The organism is Ensifer sp. PDNC004, from assembly GCF_016919405.1.
Taxonomy (GTDB): domain Bacteria; phylum Pseudomonadota; class Alphaproteobacteria; order Rhizobiales; family Rhizobiaceae; genus Ensifer.
Window position 1 is genome coordinate 3,496,635 of record NZ_CP070353.1, and the last position, 13,763, is coordinate 3,510,397.

The 13,763-nt window shown below is 63.3% G+C and carries 8 protein-coding genes; 3 read left to right on the forward strand and 5 right to left on the reverse strand.

Features of this window, described 5'->3' with window-relative positions; translation table 11 throughout:
- The first annotated feature begins 356 nt into the window (after nucleotides 1–356).
- Nucleotides 357–5,081 carry a glutamate synthase large subunit gene (gene gltB, locus JVX98_RS25090; RefSeq protein WP_192450746.1) on the forward strand — a complete coding sequence of 1,575 codons (4,725 nt, stop codon included), beginning with the start codon at nucleotides 357–359 and terminating at the stop codon, nucleotides 5,079–5,081.
- A 108-nt stretch (nucleotides 5,082–5,189) separates the two neighbouring features.
- Entirely contained in the window at nucleotides 5,190–6,647 is a 1,458-nt protein-coding gene (locus JVX98_RS25095) for a glutamate synthase subunit beta (protein WP_205237793.1), read from the forward strand.
- Between the two features lie 80 nt (nucleotides 6,648–6,727).
- Here JVX98_RS25095 and JVX98_RS25100 read toward each other — a convergent pair whose 3' ends face one another.
- Both JVX98_RS25100 and JVX98_RS25105 read right to left on the reverse strand, forming a co-directional pair.
- The gene (locus tag JVX98_RS25100; protein ID WP_205237795.1) at nucleotides 6,728–7,978 is read right to left on the reverse strand and encodes a DUF459 domain-containing protein; all 1,251 of its coding nucleotides are present in this window, start codon (nucleotides 7,976–7,978) and stop codon (nucleotides 6,728–6,730) included.
- Between the two features lie 136 nt (nucleotides 7,979–8,114).
- Nucleotides 8,115–9,335, reverse strand: coding sequence for a lytic murein transglycosylase (locus tag JVX98_RS25105; protein WP_205237797.1), 1,221 nt, complete (start codon nucleotides 9,333–9,335; stop codon nucleotides 8,115–8,117).
- 398 nt (nucleotides 9,336–9,733) lie between these two features.
- On the opposite strand from JVX98_RS25105, the gene galU reads away from it, so the two are divergent.
- Nucleotides 9,734–10,621 (forward strand): UTP--glucose-1-phosphate uridylyltransferase GalU, encoded by an 888-nt coding sequence (galU, locus tag JVX98_RS25110; RefSeq protein ID WP_192450742.1) that lies wholly within the window; start codon nucleotides 9,734–9,736, stop codon nucleotides 10,619–10,621.
- Between the two features lie 75 nt (nucleotides 10,622–10,696).
- On the opposite strand, the gene JVX98_RS25115 is transcribed toward galU, so the two are convergent.
- From JVX98_RS25115 to JVX98_RS25125, 3 genes are all read right to left on the reverse strand, one after another.
- Nucleotides 10,697–12,145 carry an outer membrane beta-barrel protein gene (locus JVX98_RS25115; RefSeq protein WP_205237799.1) on the reverse strand — a complete coding sequence of 483 codons (1,449 nt, stop codon included), beginning with the start codon at nucleotides 12,143–12,145 and terminating at the stop codon, nucleotides 10,697–10,699.
- Between the two features lie 94 nt (nucleotides 12,146–12,239).
- Entirely contained in the window at nucleotides 12,240–12,710 is a 471-nt protein-coding gene (locus tag JVX98_RS25120) for an NfeD family protein (RefSeq protein WP_192450740.1), read from the reverse strand.
- Between the two features lie 3 nt (nucleotides 12,711–12,713).
- Nucleotides 12,714–13,709 carry an SPFH domain-containing protein gene (locus tag JVX98_RS25125; protein WP_205237801.1) on the reverse strand — a complete coding sequence of 332 codons (996 nt, stop codon included), beginning with the start codon at nucleotides 13,707–13,709 and terminating at the stop codon, nucleotides 12,714–12,716.
- Nucleotides 13,710–13,763: the final 54 nt, after the last annotated feature.

The following is a 13,763-nucleotide window of genomic DNA, read 5'->3' on the forward strand; positions in this document are numbered from 1 at the left end:
TATTTGCTGATATGCCTCTTGCGGAGGGGGGTGGTTTCTGGCATAGAGCACATGAAATAGGACAGGTTTGCTGTCCTATTTCGGTCTAGGGACCGGAACAATCGCCGTGAGTGCCTAAAAAAGTGGCAGACGGCGTGCGAAGCGGGAGGATTAACCGGATTTCATCCGGTTGTTATCGCCCGCCGTCAGGATGGTCGCAGACATCAGTGCCTGATGATGCCGTGCTTATTTGCGACCTGATCAGGATCATGAGACGATGAGTGCCCCGGCTTTTCGGCGTGCCTTTGCGCGCAACGAAGAGTCATGCGCGGGCGGTGCCATGCCCGGCGGTGCCGGGTTCAACAGGAGGGAAAACGATGACGGATCATTCGCCATCACAGCAATCTGGGCTCAACCTCGCACACAGCGTTGCGACGGCTGAAAAAACGCCCGCATTCCCGACTGGCCTGCCGCGAAAACAGGGGCTCTACGATCCGCGCAACGAACATGACGCCTGCGGCGTCGGCTTCGTCGCCCATATGAAGGGCCAGAAGTCGCACCAGATCGTGCGCGACGGCCTCTTCATGCTCGAAAACCTGACGCACCGCGGTGCCGTCGGCGCCGACCCGCTGATGGGCGACGGTGCGGGCATCCTCGTGCAGATTCCCGACCGCTTCTTCCGCGAGGAAATGGCCAAGCAAGGCATCACCCTGCCGAAGGCCGGCGAATATGCCGTCGGCCACATCTTCATGCCGCAGGACGATGCGCTCGTCGAACACTTCAAGCAGGTGATCAAGGACGTCGTCACGGAAGAGGGCCAGGTGCTCATCGGTTACCGCGATGTGCCGGTCGACAATTCGTCGCTGTCGAAGGCGCCCGAGATCGCCGCGACCGAGCCGCGCCATGTCCAGATCTTCATCGGCGCCGGCCGTGACGCCGCCACGAACCCGGAGTTCGAGCGCCGTCTCTTTACGCTGCGCAAGGTGATCTCCAACCGCATCTATGACGAATACAAGGGCGAGGAGAGCAACTTCTACCCGGTGTCGCTGTCGTCCTCGACGATCGTCTACAAGGGCATGTTCCTCGCCTATCAGGTCGGCGCCTATTATAAGGACCTGGCCGATCCGCGGTTCGAAAGTGCGGTGGCGCTCGTCCATCAGCGCTTCTCGACCAACACTTTCCCGTCATGGAAGCTGGCGCACCCGTACCGCATGGTCGCGCACAACGGTGAAATCAACACGCTGCGCGGCAACGTCAACTGGATGGCGGCGCGCCAGGCTTCGGTCTCCTCGCCGCTCTTCGGCGACGACATCTCCAAGCTCTGGCCGATCTCCTACGAGGGCCAGTCGGACACCGCCTGCTTCGACAATGCACTCGAGTTCCTGGTCCAGGGCGGCTACTCGCTGTCGCATGCCGTCATGATGCTGATCCCCGAGGCATGGGCCGGCAACCAGTTGATGTCGCCTGAGCGAAAGGCGTTCTACGAGTACCACGCAGCGCTGATGGAGCCGTGGGACGGACCGGCCGCGGTCGCCTTTACCGACGGTCGCCAGATCGGCGCGACGCTCGACCGCAACGGTCTGCGTCCGGCCCGCTACATCGTCACCTCTGACGATCGCGTTATCCTCGCATCGGAAGCCGGCGTGCTGCCGGTCGACGAGGGCAAGATCGTCAAGAAGTGGCGCTTGCAGCCGGGCAAGATGCTGCTGATCGACATGGAGCAGGGCCGCATCATCTCCGACGAGGAGGTGAAGTCGTCGCTCGCCCAGAAGCACCCCTACAGCAAGTGGCTTGAAGACACCCAGCTGATCCTTGAGGAACTGAAGCCGGTGGAGCCGCGTGCGCTGCGCCGCGACGTCTCCTTGATCGACCGCCAGCAGGCCTTCGGCTACACGCTCGAAGACACCAAGATCCTGATGTCGCCGATGGCGACGACCGGCCAGGAAGCGATCGGCTCAATGGGCACCGACACGCCGATCTCGGCGATGTCGGACAAGCGCAAGCTGCTCTACACCTATTTCAAGCAGAACTTCGCGCAGGTCACCAACCCGCCGATCGACCCGATCCGTGAAGAGCTGGTGATGAGCCTCGTCTCCTTCATCGGTCCGCGTCCGAACATCCTCGACCACGAAGGCATGGCGCATGCCAAGCGGCTTGAGGTGCGCCAGCCGATCCTGACCAACGGCGATCTCGAAAAGATCCGCTCGATCGGCCACACCGAAGATCGTTTCGACACCAAGACGCTCGACTTCACCTATGACATTTCGCGCGGTGCCGAAGGCATGCCCGAAATGCTCGACCGGCTCTGCGAGCGCGCGGAAGCGGCGGTTAAGGGCGGCTACAACATCATCGTGCTGTCCGACCGTCAGGTCGGTCCGGATCGCGTTGCGATCCCGGCGCTGCTTGCGACCGCTGCGGTACACCACCATCTGATCCGCAAGGGTCTGCGCACCTCGGTCGGCATCGTGCTGGAATCCGGCGAACCGCGCGAAGTGCACCACTTCTGCCTGCTCGCCGGCTACGGCGCCGAGGCGATCAACCCCTATCTCGCCTTCGACACGCTGACCGACATGCACAAGCGTGGCGACTTCCCCAAGGAAGTCGACGGCAGCGAGGTCGTCTACCGCTACATCAAGGCTGTCGGTAAGGGCATTCTCAAGGTCATGTCCAAGATGGGCATCTCGACCTACCAGTCCTATTGCGGTGCGCAGATCTTCGACGCCATCGGCCTGTCGTCGAAGCTGGTCAACCAGTTCTTCTTCGGCACGGCGACGACGATCGAGGGCATCGGCCTCGAAGAGATCGCTGCTGAAACCGTTGCTCGCCACAAGGCGGCCTTCGGTGCCGACCCGGTTCTCGCCAACACGCTCGACATCGGCGGCGAATATGCCTTCCGCATGCGCGGCGAAAGCCATGCCTGGACGCCGGACGCGATCGCCTCGCTGCAGCACGCCGTGCGCGGCAATGCCCAGGACCGCTACCGCGAGTTCGCCGAGATGGTGAACACTTCGGCGCTGCGCATGAACACGATCCGTGGCCTGTTCACGATCAAGAGTGCAGAGGCTCTCGGCCGCAAGCCGATCTCGGTCGACGAGGTCGAGCCGGCTGCCGACATCGTCAAGCGCTTCTCTACCGGCGCCATGTCCTTCGGCTCGATCAGCCGCGAGGCGCATACGACGCTGGCGATTGCCATGAACCGGATCGGCGGCAAGTCGAACACCGGCGAGGGTGGTGAGGAAAGCGACCGCTACCTGCCGCTGCCCGACGGTTCCGTGAACCCCGAGCGTTCGGCCATCAAGCAGATCGCGTCGGGCCGCTTCGGCGTGACCACCGAATACCTGGTCAATGCCGACATGCTGCAGATCAAGGTGGCGCAGGGTGCCAAGCCCGGCGAAGGCGGCCAGCTGCCCGGCCACAAGGTCGATGCGACGGTTGCCAAGACCCGCCATTCGACCCCGGGCGTCGGCCTGATTTCGCCGCCGCCGCACCATGACATCTATTCGATCGAAGACCTGGCGCAGCTGATCTACGATCTGAAGAACGTCAATCCGCAAGCGGATGTCTCGGTCAAGCTCGTCTCGGAAGTCGGCGTCGGCACGGTTGCCGCAGGCGTTGCCAAGGCGCGCGCCGACCACATCACCGTTGCCGGTTTCGACGGCGGCACCGGCGCATCGCCGCTGACCTCGCTGAAGCACGCCGGCAGTCCCTGGGAAATCGGCCTAGCCGAAACCCAGCAGACGCTGGTGCTGAACGGCCTGCGCTCGCGTGTTGCCCTTCAGGTCGACGGTGGTCTGAAGACCGGTCGCGACGTCATCATCGGCGCCCTGCTCGGCGCCGACGAGTTCGGCTTTGCGACAGCCCCGCTGATCGCCGCCGGCTGCATCATGATGCGCAAGTGCCACCTGAACACCTGTCCCGTCGGCGTTGCGACCCAGGATCCGGTGCTGCGCAAGCGCTTCAAGGGCACGGCCGAGCACGTCATCAACTACTTCTTCTTCGTCGCCGAGGAAGTGCGCGAGATCCTGGCGTCGCTCGGCGTCAAGAAGCTCAACGACATCGTCGGCGCTTCGGAACTGCTCGAAAAGGACGGTGCGCTGGCGCACTGGAAGGCCAACGGCCTCGACTTCTCGAAGATCTTCCACAAGGTGGAAGCCAAGAAGGAAGAGACCTACTGGACGATCCGCCAGCAGCACCCGATCGACGACGTTCTCGATCGCAAGCTGATCAAGGAAGCGGCGGTCGCGCTCGAAACCAAGGCTCCGGTCAAGATCGAAGCCGAGATCAAGAACGTCGACCGTTCGGCCGGCGCGATGCTTGCCGGTGCGCTTGCCAAGCGCTGGGGCCACAAGGGCCTGAAGGACGACACCATCCACGTGACCCTCAAGGGCACGGCTGGCCAGTCCTTCGGCGCGTTCCTCGCACGCGGCATCACCTTCGATCTCGTGGGTGACGGTAACGACTATGTCGGCAAGGGTCTTTCGGGCGGTCGCATCATCGTCCGGCCGCCGGAAAATGCGACGATCGTTCCGCAAGAATCGATCATCGTCGGCAACACCGTGCTCTACGGCGCGATCTCGGGCGAGTGCTACTTCAACGGCGTGGCCGGCGAACGTTTCGCCGTGCGCAACTCTGGTGCTGTCGCGGTCGTCGAGGGCGTGGGTGACCACGGCTGCGAATACATGACCGGCGGCGTCGTCGTCGTGCTCGGCGGAACGGGCCGCAACTTTGCGGCCGGCATGTCGGGCGGTGTCGCCTATGTGCTCGACGAGGAAGGCGATTTCGCCCGTCGCTGCAACATGGCGATGGTCGAGCTGCAGCCGGTTCCGGAAGAGGACGACATGCTGGAGAAGCTGCATCACCACGGCGGCGACATCATGCACAAGGGCATGGTCGACGTGTCGGGCGACATGACGCGCCATGACGAGGAGCGGCTTTATCAGCTCATCTCCAATCACCTTCACCACACGGGTTCGCCCCGGGCGAAGGAGATCCTCGACCATTGGACGGATTACCGGCCGAAATTCCGCAAGGTCATGCCGGTCGAATACCGCCGTGCGCTCGAGGATATGGAACGCATGAAAATGGCAGAGGCGGCCGAATAGGAGGCCCCGGTGACCAAGGCTCCCGGTTCATTGCAGATCGGTTCGGGGGCCTCTCACGCGCGCTCGCAAAAAGCGCCTGTTCAGACGCAAAGCTTTCAGGATGAAACGATGGGTAAGGTAACTGGATTTCTCGAGATCGACCGGCAAGTGGCAAAGTACCAGCCGGCGTCCGACCGCATCCGCCATTTTCGCGAATTCACCATTCCGATGTCAGAACCGGAAGTGCAGAAGCAGGCGGCACGCTGCATGGACTGTGGCATCCCCTATTGCCACGGCCCGACCGGCTGCCCGGTGCACAACCAGATCCCGGACTGGAACGACCTCGTCTACAACGGCAACTGGGACGAGGCGATCCGCAACCTGCATTCGACCAACAACTTCCCGGAATTCACCGGTCGCGTCTGCCCGGCGCCGTGCGAGGAAGCCTGCACGCTGAACCTCGAAGACACGCCGGTGGCGATCAAGACCGTCGAGCAGGCGATCGCCGACAAAGCCTATGAGATGGGCTACATCGTGCCGCAGCCGGCCGTCACCAAGACCGGCAAGAAGGTCGCGGTCATCGGCTCGGGACCTGCCGGCATGGCATCGGCCCAGCAGCTTGCCCGCGCCGGCCACGAGGTTTACGTCTACGAACGCGAGACCAAGCCCGGCGGCCTGCTGCGCTACGGCATCCCGGACTTCAAGATGGAAAAGAACTTCATCGATCGCCGCGTCGACCAGATGCGCGGCGAAGGGGTCACTTTCCATTGCGGCATCAATGTCGGCGTCGATGTGCCGATGCAGCGCCTGCTCGACGAGCATGACGCCGTGCTCTACTGCGGCGGCTCCGAGACCCCGCGCGACGCGGGCATCCCCGGCGTCCAGTTCGCCGGCGTGCATGACGCGATGCCCTATCTCGTCCAGCAGAACCGCCGCGTCGGCCGCGAGAACATCGACAGCGTCGGCTGGCCGTCGCAGCCGATCCTTGCCGGCGGCAAGCATATCGTCGTCGTCGGCGGTGGTGATACCGCGTCCGACTGTGTCGGCACCGCTTTCCGCCAGGGCGCCGTCAAGGTGACCCAGCTCGACATCCGTCCGCAGCCGCCGGAAAAGGAAGACAAGCTCGCCGTCTGGCCGTTCTGGGCGACGAAGATGCGCACCTCTTCCAGCCAGGCCGAAGGCGCCATCCGCGAGTTCCAGGTGGCGACCCTTGAGTTCATCGGCGACGAGGACGGCAACCTGACCGGCGTGAAGTGCTGCCAGGTGGATGATCGCCGCAAGCCGGTCGCCGGCACGGAGTTCATCATCAAGGCGGATCTTGCCTTCATCGCCATCGGTTTCAGTGGTCCCTTCACCAACAGCGTGATCAAGGATCTCGGCGACAAGCTGACGCTCAACACCGACCGCCGCGGCTCGACCAACGTCGTCGCCAACGAGCGCGACTACAAGACCTCAGTCGACAAGCTCTGGACGGCCGGCGACGTGCGCCGCGGCCAATCGCTCGTCGTCTGGGCGATCCGCGAAGGCCGCCAGGCGGCACGTGCGATCGACGAGGCGCTGATGGGCTCGACGACCCTGCCGCGCTAAGCAAGTTCACTCCCAAGCATGAAAGAAGCCCCGCAGCGATGCGGGGCTTTTTTTGTGGCCGGGCAGGACTGTTCGTCGATCTAGTTGCGGATCACCGGGTTGCTGATCACCGTGCTCGGTTTCGACAGGCGGAAGTCATCGACGCGGCCGGCCGGGGCGGCGGCGACGTCGCCCTTGCCCACCAGCAGGTCGCGCGGGCTCTTGCCGTTGCCCTTGTCCGGTGCTGCGCCGCCGAGCAGGGATGCGGCGCCATCGAGCGCCGGATCGGTCAGGCCGATCGGCTGGGTCTTGACGATATCCTCGTTGCCGAGCGGTGCGGTCACCACGAGGTCCTTGAGTTCGTCGGCGCCCGGTACGTTTTTGTCGGTCGCGGCGGCATCGCCGAGCAGCCGGCGGATGTCCTTCTCCACGTAAAATGCGAGCTTGCGCTTGCCGGCCTTGGTCAGGTTGACGCCGTCGGCGCCGCGCAGGCGCACCTGCTGGCCGTTGATGTCGGACCCGGTCAGCACGAATTTGCCGCCCTCGTCGACGAAACCGTCCCAGATGTCGACGAACTGGCCGCCGACCTTCTCAATTTCCTCGCGGTAGATACCGTTGAAGGTGACCATGTCGGCGGTCATGGCGGCCGACTGGAATGGTGGCATGCCGACCCAGAGAACCGGCAGCTTTTCCTTGCGCGCAAGGGCTGCCAGCGCGTTGACGCGTTTGCGATACTCTTCCGTCCAAAGGTCGGAGCGGAACTTCTCCTTGGTGCTGCCGATTTGCATCTGCTGGCGATCGTTGGCGCCCAAGCTGATGATGATGACCGACGGCTTCACTTCGCCGACATAGCCCGGCAGCGTGCCGGGCCAATTGTAATAGTCCTCGCGCACGAGACCGGACGAGCCGTTCGCGCGTGTCTCGGTGGTGATGCCGGGCGTCATCTCGAAGGCGGTCTTCAGGCCGTCGCCAAGGCTACCGGCCATGAAGTCGCCGACGACGAGCACCTTCTTGGCATCCGGCGCCTTTTCCACCACCACGGGCGCCGGGGCAGCGGTGTCGGCAGGTTTCGGCTTCTGCTTCTGTTGACCCAGGCCCTTCTGGCGCTGTTGCGGCTGGCGCTGGCGCTTCGGGCGCGGCTGTTCGGGAAAATAGTCCCGGTCCTCATAGACCGGCCGCTCGCGGCTCAGTCCGCCAAAGAGCATCTGGAACAGATTGCGCCGCTGCACCCGCTCCTGCGCCTCGGCAAAGCTGGCGAACAGGCTCACGGTGAGCATGGCCGCGAGCGCGATCATAATCGTCGCAATCCCGAACGGCGTCCGGCCCTGTTGCCTGCTGCGCTTGCTCGTCATCTGCTTTTCTGCCCGTTCATACGTGTTCCGGCGGCGCCTGGCCGCTGTCACGGATCAGCGCGCCGCAGGGAATGCAGCGCGCCTTTTCGGTCTTTTATCTCACGGATACGCAGATCGTGAAACCGTTTCGAGCCTGCTAGTTGCGCAGCGCCCGCAGCAGCATCTGGGTCGGCTCTCCATCCGGCGCCAGCCCGTTCTTCGACTGGAACGCCTGGATCGCGGCCTTGGAGCCGGAGCCGAAGTTGCCGTCGACTTCGCCGCTATAGTAGCCAAGCTCCTTCAGCCGGTTCTGCAACTCGAACTTCTCGCTGATATCAAGCGATCCGTCCGGGCGCGGCCAGCGCTGTTGCATCCCCTGGTAGCCGGCGATCTGGTCGGCAAGCAGGCCGACGCCGAGCGCGTAGCTGTCGGACGCGTTGTAGCGCTTGATGACGAAGAAGTTCTTGGTCATCAGGAAGCCGGGCCCCTGGCCGCCGCTCGGCAACTTGAGCTCGGCACGTGTGCTGCCATTGCGGAAGCCCTTGCCGTTCGGCCGGGCGAAACCGAGCGACGCCCATTCCTTGAGCGTCTTCGTCTGGCCGGAATACTTCGCGGCATTGGCCGGCGGAGCGACCTCGTAGCCCCAGGTCTCGCCCGGCTGCCAGCCGTTTTTCTTCAGAAGGTTGGCGGCGGTTGCCAGCGCGTCCGGCACGGAGTTCCAGATGTCGCGGTGACCGTTCCCGTCCGCGTCGACCGCATAGAGCAGGTAGCTCGTGGGGATGAACTGGGTGTGGCCCATGGCGCCCGCCCAGGAGCCGGTCAGCTCACGCGGGGTGATATCGCCCTTCTGCAGAATTTTCAGCGCGGCGATCAGCTGCTTCTTGGCATAGTTCGACCGCTTCGGATCCGCATAGGCAAGGGTGGCGAGCGCGCGCGGCACGTAGTGCAGGCGGTCGTCCTTTTCCAGCACGGCGCCGTAGTTGGACTCCATCGACCAGATGGCGAGCAGAATGGTCTTGTCGACGCCGAAGTGTTTCTCCAGCGCGTTCAGCGTGCGAGCGTGCTTGGTCGCCATCTCCTGGCCGACGCGCTTGGTGTAGGGGTTCACGCGGGAATCGATATATTCCCAGATCTTGTGCTTGAACTCCGGCTGGTAGTTGGCCTTGTCGATCACCGTCTGGTCGGGCGACTTTACGCCGGCAAAGGCCTGGCGGTAGGTTGCCTTGGTGATGCCTGCCTGAGCGGCGGTCGCGTAAAACTCGTTGATCCAGTTCTGGAACCCGGTATCGGCGCGCGCGGGGGAGGTGCCGAGCGTGGCGGCGGATAGGACGAGGGCGGCTGCGATATGACGGAAAAACGTCCTGCGGTTTCTGATCATCAGCTGTCGGTTCCGTTTCTCTGCGGAGCTTCGGCCGTCATGGCCCGAATCACTCCGCAAGGTGGCAGTCTGGGGCCAGCCTGGACGGTGGGGGCAGTCGTCGGCGGCTCCTGTTTCGGATCCGGCCGCGCTTGTTGCATTGCCGGATTGCAACGAATCTACAGAAACGTGGTCAACAAACCCTTTACCATGAAAATGTGGTGGCGTCTTCGGCCACAGAAAATGTCAAGCGTTGGTCGTGGAGTTCGCATATGCATTTGTTTCGTCGGTTCATGCTGTGTTCAGCTGACGGCATAGAGATTGCGGCTCCATTACGGAGCGCTGTATGGTTCGGGACGGATTGACGTCCAGGACCATTCGGCAAGAGTTAAGAGTGAAATCCTTTCAAGGAGGTATCGATGACCGACAAGCGTAAAGTCCGCAAAGCCGTGTTCCCGGTCGCAGGACTGGGCACCCGTTTCCTGCCGGCGACCAAGGCCGTGCCGAAGGAAATGCTGACGGTGGTGGACAAGCCGGTCATTCAATATGTGGTCGACGAAGCGCTGGAAGCCGGTATCGAGCATCTGATCTTCGTGACCGGCCGCAGCAAGGCTGTCATCGAGGACTATTTCGACATTCAGGTCGAGCTCGACCAGACGCTGCGCGAGCGCAACAAGAAGATTGAGATCGAACTGCTCGACCGCATCCTGCCGAAGGCGGGAACGACCAGCTTTACCCGCCAGCAGGCGCCGCTCGGCCTTGGCCATGCAGTCTGGTGCGCCCGTGAACTCGTTGGCAACGAGCCCTTCGCGCTGCTCCTGCCAGATATGATCATGAAGGGCGAGAAGGGCTGCCTCAAGGGCATGGTCGAGCTCTACGAGCAGAGCGGCGGCAACGTCATCGCGGTTGAGGAATGCGCGCCGGACCAGGCGCACAAATACGGCATCGTCGGCGTCGGCGACAAGGTCGGCGAAGGTTTCAAGATCACCAAGATGGTCGAGAAGCCGGCACCGGGCACTGCCCCGTCGAACTTCTTCATCAACGGCCGCTACATCCTTCAGCCGGAGATCTTCCCTATCCTCGAAAAGCAGGAGCGTGGCGCCGGCAACGAGATCCAGCTGACCGACGGCATGCTCAAGCTTTCCGACAGCCAGCAGTTTGCCGCCTACCACTTCCGTGGCGATACCTATGACTGTGGCGCCAAGGACGGCTTCATCCTGGCAAACGTTGCGTTTGCGCTCGAGCGTGGCGACATTCGCCCGACCGTGGAAGGTCCGCTGAAGAGCCTGCTCGCCAGCCTGAAGTAATCGGCTTTCTCTTCTCGAAGGCAGAAAGGCCGCGCCCGTCGGGCGCGGCCTTTTTTATCTGATGATCGGATTGCCTCAGCGGCGGAGCGTCAACCCGACGCCGACACGGGTGATGTCGGTGGTGTCGCCCTGATCGCGGGTGGTACGCTCGTAGCTGACGTCGCCCGTCAGCGCCAAATAACGGTTGATGTCGTAGGTGAGGCCGGCGCCGGTGCGCCAGGTGGTCTCGTCCGACGAACGGGCGTTCGAGGGGTAGTTGCGGAGCGTCAGGTTGTTCGTCAGTCGCGCGACCAGGTCCGAGCGCATTTGGTGGGTGATGATGTTGGTGAAGTTGTAGTCGATCGAGCCCGCATCGCCCGCCGTCGTCGACGGGTTGAGGTCGGTCGAAACGGCGAAGAGCACGTCGGTACCGCGTTGCGGCGACCAGTTGAGACGGCCATCGATCGAGAGGCCGCGGAGGTCGCCGAGGCGATCGTCCTCGAAATTGTAGGTCTCGTAGCCGAGGCCGAGCTCGCCATAGAGCTTCTCGCCGAGGTCGAGCTCGATACCGCCGCGTCCGGCATAGGTCTGATAGGAGCGCTCGAAGCCGAGCGGGTCCTGGCGCAGGTCGTAGAGCGACTTGCCGACGGAGGCTTCGAGAAACGGGATCAGCGCCGGCGACAGTTCGTAGCCGACACGGGCGGTGAGCATGCCGGTGTTGCGGTTTCGATACTTGACCGACAGGTTCGTGCCGTTTTCGAGTTCGACATCACCATAGGTGCGCCGGTCGAAATCGATGCCGACCGAGCCGCGGATCAGGCCGAAATCGCGCTCGACGGCCGCGCCGAGGCGGTAGGTGTTGACCGCCGACTGGTTCTTGGCGTTGGAAACCGCATTCGGGTCGTCGGCGTCTTCGCGCTCGAAGCTGTAGCCGGCGCGCAGACGGGCGATCGTTTCGTCCCAGAGATCGAGGCGCAGTTCGGCATCGACATTGGCGCGCGGCTCTTCCTCGCCCTCGCCGGAGATGTTGTTCTGCAGCACGCCTTCGCCGGTGACGGTCAGCTGATGCCGCGACCAGTCCGACGTCAAGGTGCCGCGAATTCCGGTTTCGAGATAGCCGCGGTTGGTCTTGGTGTCGCCGTCCTTGCGCCATTCGTGATTGATGGTCTCGCTGACGCTCGGGCGCAGCGTGAAGGTGCCGAGGCGAATGCCCGCTGCGCGATCGTATTCGGGGTCATAGGCCCGCAGCCGCAGGCCGTCGAGCGTCGGCTCGCGCTGGTTCAGGCGGAGGTAGTCCTCGTTTGAAGCCGGTGTCAGGTCGTCGGCGCTGACGGCGCCGGTCGTCTGCGGATCGGTGATCGCGGGTGTCGTGGCCGGGACGGCTGACGGTGCCGTGCCGGCAATATAGGTCGTCGCCGGCGCGGTCGTGGCGGTCTGGGCGTTCAAGGACGTCGGGACAAGCAGCGCTGTGCCAGCCAGCAGCAACGCCAGCGAGGCCGAACGCCGCGCGTCTCCTTTGGTCGAGCGAGATGTGCCTGGCACCATATGCCGTTTGTCCACGAGTCTGATTGCAATCCTTTCGCAATCGTAAAGCGACGTGGTTAAGCAATCGTTTCCAAGCGGAAAAAACGTCGTGGCATCAGCCGCTTGCGGTTACGCCTTCGACGGTCAGGTTGCGGCCGTTGGTGGAAACGACGCGCACCCGCGTGCCGGCCGGAAGGTCCGGCCCCTCGACGATCCAGAACGTGTCGTCGAGCCGGATCCGTCCTCGGCCCTCGGCGATCGGCTTCTCCAACACCGCCGTGCGTCCGACGAGGCTTTCGGCGCGCTGGTTCAACAGCGGCTCGTCGGATATCTCGGAGGTGGAGAGAACGAAGCGGCGGCCGAGCAGAACGGCCGCTACCGACAGCAGGGCGAAAAGCACCAGCTGAACCTGCCAAATCCAGAAACCGACCTCCCAAAGGAGGAGGGACAGGATGCCGACGACAAGGGCCGCGACGCCGATCCAGATCAGGAACACGCCGGGCGCGACGAGCTCGGCTGCCAGAAGCACGAAACCCAGAACCCACCAGCTCCAGGGCCCGAGTTCTTGAATGGCGCGTTCGATCATGGGTTACTTCCCTTGCGAGGGATCGGCCGGGAAGGCCGGCGTGGTGCGCGGCGTCGACTGGCGCGGTCTCGCCGGCGTGGTGTCACCGTTGCCGAAGACTTCCTTGGCGATGGCGCCGATACCGCCGAGCGAACCGATCAGCGCCGAGGCTTCCATCGGCATCAGCACGATCTTCTGGTTGTTGGCGGTGCCGATCGAAGCGAGCGCTTCGGTATACTTCTGCGCGACGAAGTAGTTGATCGCCTGCACGTCGCCGGCCGCAATGGCCTCGGAGACCATCTTGGTCGCTTTCGCCTCGGCTTCCGCCAGACGTTCGCGCGCTTCGGCGTCGCGGAAGGCTGCTTCACGCTGGCCTTCAGCCTGCAGGATCGCCGACTGCTTTGCGCCTTCGGCGCGCAGGATCTGCGCGTTTCTGGCACCTTCGGCTTCCAGCACCTGCGCGCGCTTCTCGCGCTCGGCCTTCATCTGCCGCGCCATGGCATCGACCAGGTCCTTCGGCGGTGCGATGTCCTTGATCTCGACGCGGGTGATCTTGATGCCCCAGGGGCTGGCGGCTTCGTCGACGACATGCAGCAGCCTGTCATTGATCGTATCGCGGTTGGACAAGAGCTCGTCGAGATCCATCGAACCCATGACCGAGCGGATGTTGGTCATCGTCAAGTTCAGGATGGCGTTTTCCAGGTGCGCGACCTGGTAGGCGGCCTGCGCCGCGTTCAGGATCTGATAGAAGGCGACGGCATCGGCCGAGACGCTGGCATTGTCCTTGGTGATGACTTCCTGGGTCGGTACGTCGAGCACCTGTTCCATCACGTTCATCTTCGCACCGATCCGGTCGATGAAGGGAACGATCAGGTTGAGACCGGGTTCCAGCGTTTTCGTGTAACGACCAAAGCGTTCGATCGTATAGCGGTAGCCCTGCGGCACCGTCTTGATCCCCATGAAGAGGATCAGGATGATAAGCACCACGAAGCCAATGACGACGATATCCATTCCGCCCAAGATATACCCCCTTAAATTGCAATCTCGACCTGTGGCTGCAGTCTAGCGTATTCC

Excerpts from the sequence above, each read along its gene's own strand:
- galU (WP_192450742.1), top strand. The coding sequence starts at position 9,734 with ATGACCGACAAGCGTAAAGTCCGCAAAGCCGTGTTCCCGGTCGCAGGA.
- JVX98_RS25120 (WP_192450740.1), bottom strand. The coding sequence starts at position 12,710 with ATGATCGAACGCGCCATTCAAGAACTCGGGCCCTGGAGCTGGTGGGTT.
- JVX98_RS25115 (WP_205237799.1), bottom strand. The coding sequence starts at position 12,145 with ATGGTGCCAGGCACATCTCGCTCGACCAAAGGAGACGCGCGGCGTTCG.
- JVX98_RS25095 (WP_205237793.1), top strand. The coding sequence starts at position 5,190 with ATGGGTAAGGTAACTGGATTTCTCGAGATCGACCGGCAAGTGGCAAAG.
- JVX98_RS25100 (WP_205237795.1), bottom strand. The coding sequence starts at position 7,978 with ATGACGAGCAAGCGCAGCAGGCAACAGGGCCGGACGCCGTTCGGGATT.
- JVX98_RS25105 (WP_205237797.1), bottom strand. The coding sequence starts at position 9,335 with ATGATCAGAAACCGCAGGACGTTTTTCCGTCATATCGCAGCCGCCCTC.
- gltB (WP_192450746.1), top strand. The coding sequence starts at position 357 with ATGACGGATCATTCGCCATCACAGCAATCTGGGCTCAACCTCGCACAC.